The sequence below is a fragment of the Sporosarcina sp. P20a genome (assembly GCF_002743175.1).
Taxonomy (GTDB): Bacteria; Bacillota; Bacilli; order Bacillales_A; family Planococcaceae; genus Sporosarcina.
Genome location: NZ_PDYT01000008.1, coordinates 1 through 14,144, shown reverse-complemented (window position 1 = coordinate 14,144; position 14,144 = coordinate 1). Strand labels below are relative to the sequence as shown.

Annotated in this window: 11 protein-coding genes; 4 read left to right on the top strand and 7 right to left on the bottom strand. The window is 41.2% G+C overall.

Annotated elements, in window-relative coordinates; all coding sequences use genetic code 11:
• Positions 1 to 188: 188 nt before the first annotated feature.
• Together CSV72_RS09015 and CSV72_RS09010 are read right to left on the bottom strand one after the other, a co-directional pair.
• Positions 189 to 1,862: an N-acetylmuramoyl-L-alanine amidase gene (locus CSV72_RS09015; RefSeq protein WP_099678052.1), complete on the bottom strand. Its 1,674-nt coding sequence runs from the start codon at positions 1,860 to 1,862 to the stop codon at positions 189 to 191.
• 216 nt (positions 1,863 to 2,078) lie between these two features.
• Complete coding sequence (locus tag CSV72_RS09010) at positions 2,079 to 2,966, bottom strand: C40 family peptidase (protein ID WP_233191195.1); 888 nt, start codon at positions 2,964 to 2,966, stop codon at positions 2,079 to 2,081.
• 316 nt (positions 2,967 to 3,282) lie between these two features.
• Between CSV72_RS09010 and CSV72_RS09005 the strand changes: the two genes are divergently transcribed.
• Together CSV72_RS09005 and murJ are read left to right on the top strand one after the other, a co-directional pair.
• Positions 3,283 to 4,380, top strand: a complete 1,098-nt coding sequence (locus CSV72_RS09005) for a glycosyltransferase (RefSeq protein WP_099678050.1) — start codon at positions 3,283 to 3,285, stop codon at positions 4,378 to 4,380.
• Entirely contained in the window at positions 4,377 to 5,660 is a 1,284-nt protein-coding gene (murJ, locus tag CSV72_RS09000; RefSeq protein WP_099635654.1) for a murein biosynthesis integral membrane protein MurJ, read from the top strand. The genes CSV72_RS09005 and murJ overlap by 4 nt, the downstream gene beginning before the upstream one ends.
• Before the next feature lie 1,089 nt (positions 5,661 to 6,749).
• Here murJ and CSV72_RS08990 read toward each other — a convergent pair.
• Positions 6,750 to 8,342 (bottom strand): SulP family inorganic anion transporter, encoded by a 1,593-nt coding sequence (locus CSV72_RS08990; RefSeq protein ID WP_099678048.1) that lies wholly within the window; start codon positions 8,340 to 8,342, stop codon positions 6,750 to 6,752.
• A 202-nt stretch (positions 8,343 to 8,544) separates the two neighbouring features.
• Between CSV72_RS08990 and CSV72_RS08985 the strand changes: the two genes are divergently transcribed.
• On the top strand, positions 8,545 to 9,282 hold the full coding sequence (locus CSV72_RS08985) for an SDR family NAD(P)-dependent oxidoreductase (protein WP_099678047.1): 738 nt from the start codon (positions 8,545 to 8,547) through the stop codon (positions 9,280 to 9,282).
• Positions 9,283 to 9,352: 70 nt separating this feature from the next.
• Here the strand turns inward: CSV72_RS08985 and CSV72_RS08980 are convergent, their stop codons facing one another.
• From CSV72_RS08980 to CSV72_RS17040, 4 genes are all read right to left on the bottom strand, one after another.
• Positions 9,353 to 10,042 carry a C40 family peptidase gene (locus CSV72_RS08980; protein ID WP_099678046.1) on the bottom strand — a complete coding sequence of 230 codons (690 nt, stop codon included), beginning with the start codon at positions 10,040 to 10,042 and terminating at the stop codon, positions 9,353 to 9,355.
• 351 nt (positions 10,043 to 10,393) lie between these two features.
• On the bottom strand, positions 10,394 to 12,046 hold the full coding sequence (locus CSV72_RS08975; RefSeq protein WP_099678045.1) for a b(o/a)3-type cytochrome-c oxidase subunit 1: 1,653 nt from the start codon (positions 12,044 to 12,046) through the stop codon (positions 10,394 to 10,396).
• Between the two features lie 3 nt (positions 12,047 to 12,049).
• On the bottom strand, positions 12,050 to 12,550 hold the full coding sequence (locus tag CSV72_RS08970; protein WP_099635645.1) for a cytochrome c oxidase subunit II: 501 nt from the start codon (positions 12,548 to 12,550) through the stop codon (positions 12,050 to 12,052).
• 26 nt (positions 12,551 to 12,576) lie between these two features.
• Positions 12,577 to 12,714, bottom strand: coding sequence for a cytochrome c oxidase subunit 2A (locus CSV72_RS17040; RefSeq protein WP_233190525.1), 138 nt, complete (start codon positions 12,712 to 12,714; stop codon positions 12,577 to 12,579).
• A 339-nt stretch (positions 12,715 to 13,053) separates the two neighbouring features.
• Between CSV72_RS17040 and CSV72_RS08960 the strand changes: the two genes are divergently transcribed.
• Positions 13,054 to 13,758 (top strand): glucosamine-6-phosphate deaminase, encoded by a 705-nt coding sequence (locus tag CSV72_RS08960; RefSeq protein ID WP_099678044.1) that lies wholly within the window; start codon positions 13,054 to 13,056, stop codon positions 13,756 to 13,758.
• The last annotated feature ends 386 nt before the right edge of the window (positions 13,759 to 14,144 follow it).

Below are 14,144 nucleotides of genomic sequence, written 5' to 3'. Positions count from 1 at the left end.
AACGACCCCAACAAGAGTGACAAAGACCGGCAGCCGCATAGTCTCTCCTCCAAATGCGTTTCTTAGTCGGGTACTATACACGATCTCTCAGTTTACTAGCTCACTGAAAAACACAACCAAAAAAATGACCACACAGCTGCATTCATTCCATAAAAAAGCCTCCTAGAACATGTCTAGGAGGGAGAACATTATTGCTTGCTGTAATACTGGTATAAACCTGTGTAGATTGCATCAGCATAAATATTCAAATACTGCTCGCTTGTTAGCTTGGCATAATCTTGAGAGTTTGTAATGAAGCCTAACTCCACAAGAACAGCTGCTACGTTATTATTCTTGATTACATAAAAGCCTTTATTCTTCACGCCGCGATCAGACATATTGGCTTTTTGCACAATATTACGCTGAATGAAAGAAGCTAAATCACGGCTTTCTGTTGCGTTTATGTTAGAAGAAGAATCATAGAAAACTTCTGTGCCTTTTGCAGCAAAACCTGCAGAGTTCACGTGAATGGCAACGAATGTTTCTGCGAAGTTTTTCTTAGCGAAATCTGTACGTGCTTGTAGTGAATAATACGTATCGTTAGAACGCGTCATAAGAACTTTAGCGCCAGCATTTTTTAACTTCGCTTCTACTTTCTTTGATACATTCAATGTGATGGCTTTTTCTGTTTGACCACTCTTGCTTGTGCCTGGGTCATGTCCACCGTGTCCAGCATCGACCACAATGATACGGTCCTTTAATGGATTACCTGTTTGATTCAATAACTTCAAATACGTCTTGTGCACATAACCTGTTGTACTGCCCGTACGAACCTTTGCCCAGTAACCAGACATGGACAGGACTTCTACTTTCTGACCGGCTTGTAGCTTACCGACAGTTGGGGCACTGGAGTTACCTGCAGAACGCATGTTTAAATTATTTACCGTTACTTTACCCATTGTTTTGGCAACAGGTGTCGGTTTTGGTGTAGTAACAGGTGGTGGTGTTGGTGCGGGTGTATTTGGTTTCACGTCATTTAAATTAGGAGTCGTGAAATATTCATGGATAAATCCTTCAACACCATTAATACGTACATTCAGCCAGATCCCTTGATTACCAATTACTTCTACCAGTGTACCGTTAGGCAACACATGGATAATAGCAGAAGACTCAGAAGGTGCGCTGCGTACGTTTAGTGGATCTGTGTCGTCACCCGTTGCTACGCGTACGTACTTTACGCTAGATTGTTGATCTGGTGTTTTAACAGCCAATGCAAACTGCTTGTCCATCGCACGTGCAACGAATAATGCGAATTGTTTACGTGTTAACAAATTATTCGGTAAGAATTTCTTGTTGTCACCTTGTGTAATACCTGCATAATACAAGCCGTTGATCCGGTCAGCGTATTTATGGTTTTTCACATCATCCATACCAAGAGGTTTTTGGCTAGTTACTTTTTCGGATAGGTTAAACGCTACTGACATTGCATAAGCCATTTCATCCCGTTTAATTTCTTCGTTCGGTTTGAAGTTGTTAGCGTCAGTGTTCGGGAAATATCCTTTTTGAAGAGCTATATTAGCAAACTTGTATTGTTCGCTAGTTGGCTTCAATCCGTTAATTTCCATGTTTTTTAACTGTGTATTTTGTGTGCCCGTTGCAATAACAAGCATCTTGGCAACATGTGAACGTCGTAAGTTGTCTTGAGGATTGAATTTAGGAGTTTGATTAATAATGCCTTTTTCCGCTATGTAATGGACTTCTTTGAAATATTCACTATTGGCTGGGACGTCGGAAAACTTAAAGTTTGCAAATGACTGGAGAGGTGAGAGAGCTAAGATGGTTAGCAGCAACAGTCCGACTGTTGCCCATTTAAATTGTTTCATGAGATCCTCCTTAAAATATAATGTATTACTAGACTCATAGGTTCATTTTACCAGTTATGAAAACTAATTACTAGATATTTTTGTCATGGCTCGTAAAAAAGAAATGTTAATTCTATGATTCTTCATTACTACTTAAGGAAGGATGGGGCTGAAGGGGGAGATAGCGCTGAATTCAGAGAAAACCGAATGCTCTAGTTTGAACATTCGGTAGGATCATTAATTATTGATACGATCAATGAATTTATTTAGTTGTCCAACTGATACTTTGTCTGATAAACCATACGTACCATCTAAGTAACCAGTTGTAATTTCGTGATGGAATAAAATATTGATATATTCTGTTGCCCAGTGACCATTAGGAACATCAGAGAAATTCGCAATAGCAGAACCTCTTAGTTCAAATGCACTTACTAAAACTTTTGCCATTTGAGCGCGAGTTAATTCTTTATTTGGATTGAAGTTACCTGCATCGCCAGAGAAGATATTCGCTTCAGCGACTGCGGAAATTGCTTCGTAATGAGGATTTGATTCATCCACGTCTTTAAATGTTGTGTTAACTGTTGTCATATCAAGGTCTAACTTTTCAGCAAGTACCTGTGCTATTTCACCGCGAGTTGCATAAACAATTTCTTTAACAGGAGCGGATGCAGCCACCTTTTGTTCTTCTTTAACGACGTTATCAGTGAAGTTCGCTACGCGACGTGCACCAATATAACGGCTCTTCCAGTAGTATGGATCATCCAATGATGATACCATGACACCTTTGCTCACAGAAGCATGGATGAAGTTATTAGATCCTATATAGATGCCAACGTGTGATACGCCGCGACCTGATGTATTAAAGAATACTAAATCTCCAACTTCTAGATTGCTTTTGGAAATGGAAGTACCGACTCCGATTTGTTGACCAGTCGTTCTTGGTATAGAAAGACCTTCTTTATTGAATACGTATTGTGTAAATCCTGAACAATCAAAAGCTGTTGGGGTTGTCCCACCTAAACGATAAGGTGTTCCCATATAATTTTTCGCTGTGCTTACTAATGACGTTGGTGAGTTTGCGGAAGCAAATTCTGGTACAAATGAAAAGAATAGTAGACTTGCCATGACCAGAGTTATTAGACGTTTCATGCTGTTCTCAAATTCCCCTTTCGCACAATCATTGTTGCGCTTTGTAATCTAGGAATATATTAGCACGGATAAACATAGAAATTATTACATTTATATTACAAGAAAATTACACGCTGACACACAACTGAAATGTTAGTATAAAAAACTAATTGAATTTTAATTATACGGAACAGATAAAATATTCAGTTAAACGCTATTGCGACTTTATATCCCTATATTTTGTGGTATAATCATTCAACATATAAAAGAGCTTATTAGTTTATGACAGTAAGTAATAAAGGATGAGTTATGAGTGCCTAAAGTAGTAGTGTTTAGTAATATGTATCCATCCACAGAGCATCCAACCTATGGAATCTTTGTGAAAAATCAAGTGGAACAATTAAAGAATGATGGTGTAGACGTTAAAATCATCGCCATACATGATCCGGGCAAAGGGGAAATCGGAAAAATAACCAAATATCTATCATGGGGAACACAATCCCTTCTATATGTCCTACAGCATAAAAAGAAAATCAGCATTACACATGCGCATTACGCGTTTCCTACTGGACTGGTGTCGTTGCTTGCAAAGAAATTATGGAAGATACCGTACGTTGTAACAGTGCATGGTGGAGATCTAGATAAAATGGCTAAAAAAAGTCCACGTATCGCAAAACTCACTAATCGTATTTTACAAGAATCCTCAGAAGTTATTACAGTGGGGGAGAAGTTGCGAAATGACGTCATCGATGACTATGGTATTGCCTCTAGCAAAGTAGAAGTTATGAGTATGGGTGTCGATACGAGTATCTTTAAACCGATGGGTCAGGAAGAGGTTCGGCTTTTATTGGACGTGCCTTTGAATGAACGAGTAATTCTCTTTGTAGGAAATGTGATCGAAGCAAAAGGTGTCATGGAATTGATCGATGCATTTGAACAATTACAAGAAACATATAACGATCTCCTTCTATATATAGTAGGTTCACAGAAGGACCAGCGTTTTACGACAGAAGTGAAGGCGAAAGTCGGCAACAATGCAGGGATTCACTTTAAAGAGCCGGTTAGCCAGACTGAACTTGCGAAATGGATGTCGGCAGCAGATATTCTCGCTTTACCTTCATACCACGAAGGGTTCGGCTTAGTGGCACTCGAAGCGCTTGCGTCGGGAGCTAAAGTCGTAGCGACGAATGTTGGAGGTTTACCTTATTTATTGAAAGAAGATGTCGGAACCCTAGTTGAGCCACGTAATGCACAAGCTTTAGCCGCTGGACTCGAGATAGCACTTGCGAATGAAGTGACAAGAGAGCAGCATGAAGTCACGCAACAAGTGATTCAGCAACATTCTTCAACAGTAATCGTCAAAAGGTTGAACGATATCTATGAACAGAATGGAAAGGGATCTTCCAAATGAGTAAATTATTTAAGATCATTGGCACTGTCGCCATCATTAATATTGTAGCAAGATTATTTGGCTTCGGTCGTGAAGTCGTGATTGGCATACAATATGGTACATCGACAGTGGCGGATGCTATCGCGACTGCGTATACGATACCGAACTTTATTTATCTAGTGCTTGGCGGAGCGTTAACGACTGCCTTTATATCAATCTATCATTCCTCAAATATGGACAAACCATTATTTGTGCGCAAGGCATTCACGACAGTTGTCATAACTGCCACACTCGTTACATTAGTCATTATCGTATTGACGAATCCAATACTGAACCTATTCTTTAAAGATTTAAGTGATGAAGACTATACATTAGTAAGAAATCTTTTCCTTTGGATGATGCCATCTTCAATCGTATTGGTCATGTCGACATGGATGAGTGGATTATTGAACATTAATGATCGTTTTCAGTTGTCGAGTCTAGCGATCTTACTGTATAACGCGGCGTTTGTTGGAGTAGGCTTTGCGCTAACAAAATGGCTTGGACCTGAATCATACGGTGTCGGTGCAATGGTCAGTGCAATCTTAATGGGACTCTTCCTATTTTGGGGAATCAAACGTGCAGATCTCTCTTCACTGAAACCTTCATTCGGCATGCCGACGGATATTAAGAGAATGTGGTGGCTAGCCCTTCCGATTTTATTCGGTGGCGCATCCTTGCAGTTCTACTTCATTATTCACCGTATTGCAGCAGGAGGATTAGGAGAAGGTGCGATTTCTTCTATTAACTACGCATCGAAACTAACAGGCTTTCCACAAGCCATTCTCATGACAGCCGTAACGACGGTCATTTATCCGATGCTCGCGAAGAAAGAAGGCGAAGGGGATACGAAGACGGTCAAGGCGCTTTACAAGAAAGGTATGCTCTACATGGTCGCGTTACTATTGCCGGCGACGGTGTTCTGCTACTTCCTAGCTGAGCCGCTAATCCGTTTAGTATTCGGTTATGGGAATTTCGATGAGAAGTCCATTATGTTGACGGTACCGGTGTTCAAAGTATTTGCGCTTTCGATGTTCTTCTTGGCGGCTAATACATATGTCACTCGTTTTTATTATGCCAAAGGAAATTCAATCACACCGATCATCTTTAGTTTGATCAGCGTGTTTGGAATTAATATCGGTATTATATTTGCGTTTGTTGATCAGATTGGTGCGCAGGCCATTGCGTACGGTACGGTCATTAGTGCCGCGGTCAACTTCTTGTTGCTTGCGGGCTATGCTCGATTTAAATGGAAGTTGTAATGATAGGAAAAAGCTTCCGCTCAGTTATCAGTTGAGTGGAAGCTTTTTTGTGGTTTTAAGTAACTGAGTAGGGGAGTTGTTGCTTAAAACGAAATTGGGACTAAGTGATTTTGGGATTACATTTCTGTTAAGAGTGCGTAATAAGCGGCTTTGGGTTGTGGTTCTTGAATGTGCATTTTCTTTTTCCTGTTTGGTCAGGAGGTTGTGGTTTAGCTGCCTATGTAAGTGGAGAGTTCATTGTCCCCACTTCGGCGCTGGTGGATGGCTTTCGCGAGGAGCCAGAGACAGGAAGTTCGCCTGTCTTTGTCTCCTCGCTACGCCTACCACAGCAGTCGCCTTCGTTGGAGTGGGTGTGGGGCAGTTCGGGTAGTTGTTTTTAAAGGAGTTAGTTCGTAAGTGACTAATGAATTACGTTTCTGTTTAGCTTGCGTAATAAGCGGCGTTGGGTAGTGGTTCTTGCAGGTGCTTTTTCTTTTTCTTGTTTGAGCAGGAGGTTGTGGTTTAGCTGCCTATGTAAGTGGCAAGTTCATTGTCACCACTACGGCGCTGGTGGATGGCTTTCGCGAGGAGCCAGAGACAGGAAGTGCGCCTGTCTTTGTCTCCTCGCTACGCCTACCACAGCAGTCGCCTTCGTTGTATCATGTGTAGGACAGTTCGTAGAATTCTTTCGCAAGTGATACATAATAGATATCATGATGTAGCTGATCTTTTATCTTATTAGAACCACAACCAAAATTACTACCACTTAGTAGCGCAGGCACAACTGCGGGGTAGGCCGTGGCCAAGAGCCAACTGGCGGAACTTTGCCAGCTGGCTCGCTGTAGGCAATCCCCCACGTGCCTGCGCGAGTCCAGAAAGCAGACACTCACCAACTTCCGTCCTCAACAACCAGTCGAGCCACGCCCCAAACCAAAAGTGAAAAAGACCCGCAGCCGCATAGTCTTTCCGCCAACCGCGTTTAAAGGTTGGATAAGGCATGCTAATTAGCATTCTTAGAACAACAACCAAAATTACTACCACTCAGTAGCGCAGGCACGCACTAACTTCAATCCCCAACGACAAGTCGAGCGGTGCCCCAATCACCAACACTCACAACATAAAGAAGTTATCCTCACCAATCTTGTCATACAACCCACTACGTTTGAACAAGCTCACTTTTTCAGGAGGTACTCTCTTGAAAATGAGTCGCTTGTTTTGGCGAACTGCTTCGTCAAGCATGGCAGAAAGGGCCGCTTCGCCTGTTGCGTCGATAGCTGTTAGATTTTTCATGTCTAAAATGATCGTCTTCTGCTCAAGATTCAATAGTTCAGGATATCGATCCTCGAAGTGTTTCGCTGTACCGAAGAACAGGGGACCGGATAGTTTGAACTTAATTAGCTCGGATTCACTTTCTGTAGACAACTTGAACTTCTCAACGTCACTCAGTTTACTCTTTTTAATTTCCAAAGAGCCACTCATTTTGCGTAAGAACGATAGGGCCGCAAGCAAGATTCCGACTTCGACTGCGATCGTTAGATTCACGAATATCGTCAACAGAAAAGTTGTCAGTAACACAATCGAATCGCCCGAGCGTAACGAAGCAATCTGAGCGAAGGCTTTTCGTGAACTCATATTCCATGCGACGAACATCAAAATGGGTGCCATTGCGGCTAACGGTATATAAGATGCGTAAGGTGCGAATAGTAATAAGAACGCTAATACAAATAAACTTTGCACGACGCCGGATATCGGGCTGACTGCACCTGAGCCTATATTTGTGGCGGTACGAGCGATGGCGCCTGTAGCTGGAATTCCACCGAATAACGGTGTAATGATATTCGCGATCCCTTGGCCGAATAATTCTTTCTTGGAATCGTGCTTTGGAACTTTACTTTTCATTCCGTCTGCAACGACTGCGGAAAGCAAGGACTCAATCGCACCGAGTGCAGCAATGATTAAAGCGGGTTGCCAGAGGTTCACCAGTTTAGTAAGTGTAATCTCGGGGAAATGAAAACTAGGCAGATGTTGCGGAATGCCGCCGTATGCTGTACCGATCGTTTCCACTTTACCTGGGAAGAACCAAATCGAACAGATAGTAGGAACCAGGAGCGCAATAAGTAGCAATGGAACCTTAGGTGCGATTTTCGGTAAAAGGAAGATGACGACCAAACCAATTGCGGCAGTTAAGATACTAAATGTATTGATTGTATGAAAATGCCGAGCGATTTCCATCATGCTTTCATGGAAGAACTCTTTTTTCTCAACTCCCGTTAATCCAAAGAAGTTTTGGAATTGGCCGGTGAATATAATGACTGCTATCCCAGCGGTGAATCCTATCGTCACCGATCGCGGCACAAAATGAATGAGATTACTGACACCGAGAAAGCTCATGATGACGAGGAGAATACCAGCAAGAAATCCAGCGATTAGAAGATCTTCATAACCATATTGCAAAACAATAGCTAGTAATATGGGAATGAATGCACCAGTAGGACCCGCAATCTGGTAACGTGAACCACCTAGCAAGGCGACTAAAAGACCTGCGATGATCGTAGTATACAGTCCGTATTCGGGTTTCACACCAGAAGCAATAGCAAAAGCCATCCCAAGCGGAATGGCTACAATTCCAACAGTAATCCCTGCAATTAGATCCTGCCGGAAGCCCGCTGCATTATAATTAAGATAACGTTGGTCTTTGAACATAATTGTTCACTTCTCCCACTTATAGAGTATATATACATATATTATTATACCGTATGCATATGGCCTATACAAGATGTGTATAAAGTGAGAGGGGGAGAAACGTTCAACATTTGATGAAGATATTGACGATCCGAATAATTGAACCAAATGTAGTTTAGTGTTAAAGTATATGACAGTAACAACAATAAAGGAGAGATATAGTATGAGCAGATTACAAGATAAAGTAGCATTCATTACAGGTGGAGCATCCGGTATGGGTGAAATGATGGTAAAGCAATTTACAGCAGAAGGTGCGAAAGTAATTGCAGCTGACATCAATACAACAGCACTTGAAGAAAAGTGGGGTGGACAAGACAATATCTTCACAATCAAGTTGAATGTGACTGAAGACGCAGAGTGGGAAGAAGCTATGAAAAAAGCTGTCGATCACTTCGGTAAAGTTGATATTCTTGTCAATAATGCTGGTATCTCAACTGAAAAAACTGTGGATCAGATCACGATTGAAGATTGGCGCAGACTTTCAGATATCAATAGCTTCGGTACATTCCTAGGTATGAAGCATGTTTCAAAATACATGAAAGAAGCGAAAAAAGGTGCAATCGTCAATATTTCATCTTATACTGCTTTGATTGGTATGGGCTTGAATCCGTACTCGGCTTCAAAAGGTGCAGTACGTGCGATCTCCAAAGCAGCAGCGGCAGAATATGGACATGCAGGTATTCGTGTGAATACAGTATTCCCAGGAGTTATCCAAACGCCAATGGTAGCAAATCTTGAAGAGTCTAAAGCTCAACTAGATATGTTGATTAAAATGACACCACTTCAACGTTTGGGTCAGCCGGAAGATGTAGGCAATGCTGTACTCTTCTTAGCATCCGATGAAGCATCGTATATTACAGGTGCAGAGCTTGTCATTGATGGCGGGTATTCTGCACGATAATCAATACAATAAATAAAACGGGTTGTCCTACAAGTCATGATGACTTCTAGGGCAACCCGTTTTTTATTGATTATTTTACATCTACAAAGCGCTTGAAGCCCATGAAATGTGATTTCCAATAGGAAGAGTCTAGTGAAGCGATTTCAATTGCTTTCGTCCCTGCGTGAATGAACTCATTACCGCCAAGATAAATACCGATATGTGAGATGCCGGGGCGATATGTATTTTGGAAGAATAATAAATCTCCTACAACCGGATCTTTTATGAAAAGTGAACGGTTATAGAAACCGATTGTATCTAATCGAGGAACTTTAACGCCGGCTTGGTTGAATGCGTAGAAAATGAATCCGCTACAATCAAATCCAGATGGCGTTACACCTGCCCATACATAAGGAGTTCCTAGTAACGGTTGTGTAATATCTACTAATTTTTTACCGAGCGCTTGGTTAGTAACAGCAACAGGAGGCTGTACTACGGGCTTACTTGATGATAATGTACCGAATGAATTAGTAGAAGAGACAGCTTTTGAAGAGTTCGTCTTATTTTCTACTATTAGTTTCTGTTTAACTTTGATATCATTAGAAGTGAGAGAATTCAGACGTTTTAATTCAGTTACCGTAATCTTGTACTGATTGGAAATCTTGTAAAGAGTTTCCCCTGCTTGCACGATATGCGTTTTTGATGCAGCGGCAACACTACCAACTGAGATGCTTGTAGCAAGCATAAGAGAGGCGATCGCGGCTAGAGCAATTTTCTTCATTTCGACGTATCTCCTTTAAGTATACTAGATTTGGTACTTTATACTGCTGCGTGTTAATTTATGTTTAAACCTATGAACCTATCATACAATACAATATTGGATATTAAACGTAACTTTAGACTTATTTTTCATTGATAAATCATTAGTGAATTAGTTTAGACATATGTGTAAATACTAGAAAATATATATATTTTGCTTCTTATAGGTTCTCAAGACCTACTACTTGTAAATGGTCACTATGTATTTTATAGGTAATTATAATAACTATATTTGTCATATCGTAAGTCAAACTATAAAAAAAGCCCTTGAATCCGTAGTAAGACTTCGGATTCTTCAGGGCTTTTCTGCTGTTTAAGATCGTCCGATTGGCCAGTCAAATGGAATGGAGCCAGGAGGGGAGTGCTTAATGATATCGATCATCGGTATCGTATACGCGAATAGAATCAATGCGATCGTAATACCAATCCATAAATACCAGTTCTCCAAAATCTTCGGTGATTTCTCAGCATCTATCTCTTCTTCAGCGATTGGATATTCTTCATAACCACGTGGAGCGAAGAATGCCAGTTGAATGAAGATGTAGAACATCAACAGAATACCAACGAATAAGATGATTCCACCGACAGCTTGCCACATCTGGTAGCTAATCCATGTAGAAACTTGATCTCCACCTGCGTACTCAGAGAATGCTGAACGACGAGGTCCGCCGATTAGCCCTTGAATATGCATGGAAGTGGACATGATCGTCATACCGATTGCCCAGATAAACGTCTGAATGATTCCTAATTTATTTAATCTAGGAGTCAAGCGGCGCCCCGTCAAGTGAGGAATCAACCAATAAGCAATCCCGAAAAACGTTAAGATCACTGTTGTTGCAACTGTTAAATGGAAGTGACCTGTAATCCAAATCGTGTTGTGGACAAGAGAGTTTACTTGGTGAGAAGCGTTAATGATACCGCCTGCTCCACCCGGGATGAATGCTACCATACCAACGAATGGTGCTAAGAAACGAACGTCTTTCCAAGGAAGCTTTTTGAACCAGCCGAATAGGGATTTATAGCCTTTTCTTCTACCTGTAATTTCAAATGTAGCGAATAAAGAGAATGCAGTCATCAATGAAGGGATGACAACCATGAATGTTAAGACTACTTGAATGAACTTCCAAGTTGGATCAATACCTGGCTCAGTTAATTGGTGGTGGAATCCGACCGGAATCGAAAACATCAACAATAGAATGAATGCAAGTCTTGCAAGTGAATCACTAAATAGCTTTCCGCCGATAATTTTCGGGATAATTGCGTACCAAGCCATATAAGCAGGTAATAACCAGAAATAAACTAGCGGGTGACCGAAGTACCAGAATAATGTGCGTGTCAATAATACGTTGACTGTTGCTACATACCCTAGAGACCAAGGTAGAATCAATACAATAACTGAGTACGCTACACCAAGTGTCGCAACGAACCACATAATCATGTTAATAACGACCATGAATGCAAGTAAAGGAGACTTTTCACCTTTATGGGCTTTCTTCCATACATATAGTTGACGGAAGTTAGTGAAAGCTGCAATCCAGCTACCTACAATTACTAATGTCAGACCGATGTAGAAAATAGGATGCGCGCGAAGTGGAGTATAGAATGTATACAATACAGACGCTTCACCTGTTAAGATCATCCATGCTGATAATACTGTACCCACTAACATGACCCAGAATGAAATCCAGCCCCACAGTAATTGTTTGTCTGAAATTCCGACTGTTTTCCCCATAAGAGAGAATTGGAAACCGACGATGAAGAACGTAGTCAATACTAGACCGAGTATGACACCATGCGTGGTTAAGATTGTATAGTAATCAATGTTGAATGGTAACGTATATTTACCGGAACGTACTAAAGTCTGAAGTAGTCCCATCAATCCACCCACTAAAAGGGAGATGAATGTGACATGCATAAAGGCCATATACAATCTGGATTCTTTTTTTGAGAAATTAAATAATTCCATGGGTTAGTACACCTCCACTGTGCCGAACATCAAATGGTGACCGATGCCGCAATATTCGTTACAGACTACTGTGAATTCGCCGCCATTTTTCATGACCGATTCGAAGCGACTGATATGTCCAGGTTCGACCATCATGTTGACATTTGTACCTGCCACTTGGAATCCGTGAACGACGTCTTTACTTGTTACTTGGAAAAGAACCGTGGAACCTTTCGGTACGCGAATCGTCTTAGTAGCGGTTCCGTCTTCTTCTTTACCGAAGTCATAGTTAAAAGCAGAAGCGACAATATTGACAACGTATTTTCCGTCAGCCACTTCTGTCAGACCCAGATTTTCAGGTTGGAATGATTCATTTGCTTCGACGTTTTGTGGATCAATTGTTTCGATGTGACTTTGTGGATGTGTTCCTTTCCAGAATGCTGCAAAGCCAATAATGAGTAAGAATAAAACCAATGATGCTAAACCGAACACAAGCCATACTTTTTCATACTTATGCAAATGCATAATGTTTCCTCCTTTGTTGCTAGATATTATCTAGATAAGAATAATCCGTAAGCGCCGAACCACATGACAAGGATGACGATCCCGACGATCATTACCATGATCAAGGTACCTTTTAAATTCGTTTCTTCTTTTGGTTGATTTGTAGAAGATATCTTCTTGCTCAATACGGCCACCTCCTTGTCTAAACTGAATTCGTACTTTCATCATAATCCTCGTGGGGGAATAAAGAATTAGGGAAATCCCTATGATTTGAAGATTAAAAGCAATGTTCACAATATGTTCAATCACTTTACATGCTTTTGTCATACACATTTCACTAGAATTGTGATTCGAACTAGGATGAAAGGTCTGTCTGAATAGTTCATCAGTTGCGTAATGGATTTTAGCGTGTACAGTGAATAGAGTGATGAATACAGATTGAGATAATATGTACTCAATATTGACCGTATGTTGAATAGAAATTATAATATACTAAGGTGAAACCTAGGAAGCCGGTGTGTGAAATGGAAAATGTAAAATGGATTACAGTAAAAAGCCCTGAAGAAGGTGCGAAGGAAGTATTCAAACTGATTTCTGAAGAACTTCAAAATAATAGATTGCATGTACTTGGGCTAGCTACAGGCAGCACGATGATTCCGATTTACGATGAATGGACGAATTCGTCGTTAGACTTTTCGAATGTTACGGCATTCAATTTAGATGAATATGTCGGTATTGACGCAGACAACCCGAATAGCTATGCATACTTTATGGATCAGCATCTATTCAGCAAAAAGCCATTTAAAGAAACACATATTCCGAATGGTATGGCTGAAGATTTAGATGAAGAGTGTAAAGACTATGAGAATCAATTGGACTCTCATCCGCTAGATATTCAACTTCTTGGAGTAGGGGAGAATGGTCATATCGCATTCAACGAACCAGGAACGTCATTCGATTCAGTAACACATGTTGCGACATTGACGGACTCCACATTGGGCGTGAATAGTCAGTATTTCGAAAACGATGATAAGATACCGAATATCGCGTTGACGATGGGGATCTCTTCTATTGTAAAGTCGAGGAAGTTAATCATGGTTGCATTTGGTGAGAAGAAGCGTGCGGCAATGGAGAAATTAAAAGCTGGAGAGGTTACGAAGGAGTGGCCGATTACAAAGCTTTTGCGTCATGAGGACGTCATTGTAATCACGGATTTACAGCTTGATTGAGTAGAATAAAGTATGGTTAGGGGCTATCCCGGAAGTGCAAGCTGACTTCCGGGGTGGCCTTTTTTGTATGAAGGGGATTTGTTTGTTGTGGTCGTTGGCTTTACTTTGGCGCTGTGGCAAGCGTCTGCTTTGAATCGTTGAAGTGCTGGGGGATTGCGTTTCTGTTAAGTGTGCGTAATAAGCGGCTTTGGGTTGTGGTTCTTGCACGTGCATTTTCTTATTCCTGTTTGGTCATGGGGTTGTGGTTTAGCTACCTATGTAAGTGGAGAGTTCATTGTCCCCACTTCGGCGCTGGTGGATGGCTTTCGCGAGGAGCCAGAGACAGGAAGTTCGCCTGTCTTTGTCTCCTCGCTACGCCTACCACAGCAGGCGCCTTCGTTGGATTG

Excerpts from the sequence above, each read along its gene's own strand:
- CSV72_RS08990 (WP_099678048.1), bottom strand. The coding sequence starts at position 8,342 with ATGTTCAAAGACCAACGTTATCTTAATTATAATGCAGCGGGCTTCCGG.
- CSV72_RS09015 (WP_099678052.1), bottom strand. The coding sequence starts at position 1,862 with ATGAAACAATTTAAATGGGCAACAGTCGGACTGTTGCTGCTAACCATC.
- CSV72_RS08985 (WP_099678047.1), top strand. The coding sequence starts at position 8,545 with ATGAGCAGATTACAAGATAAAGTAGCATTCATTACAGGTGGAGCATCC.
- murJ (WP_099635654.1), top strand. The coding sequence starts at position 4,377 with ATGAGTAAATTATTTAAGATCATTGGCACTGTCGCCATCATTAATATT.
- CSV72_RS09010 (WP_233191195.1), bottom strand. The coding sequence starts at position 2,966 with ATGGCAAGTCTACTATTCTTTTCATTTGTACCAGAATTTGCTTCCGCA.
- CSV72_RS08975 (WP_099678045.1), bottom strand. The coding sequence starts at position 12,046 with ATGGAATTATTTAATTTCTCAAAAAAAGAATCCAGATTGTATATGGCC.
- CSV72_RS08970 (WP_099635645.1), bottom strand. The coding sequence starts at position 12,550 with ATGCATTTGCATAAGTATGAAAAAGTATGGCTTGTGTTCGGTTTAGCA.
- CSV72_RS08980 (WP_099678046.1), bottom strand. The coding sequence starts at position 10,042 with ATGAAGAAAATTGCTCTAGCCGCGATCGCCTCTCTTATGCTTGCTACA.
- CSV72_RS08960 (WP_099678044.1), top strand. The coding sequence starts at position 13,054 with ATGGAAAATGTAAAATGGATTACAGTAAAAAGCCCTGAAGAAGGTGCG.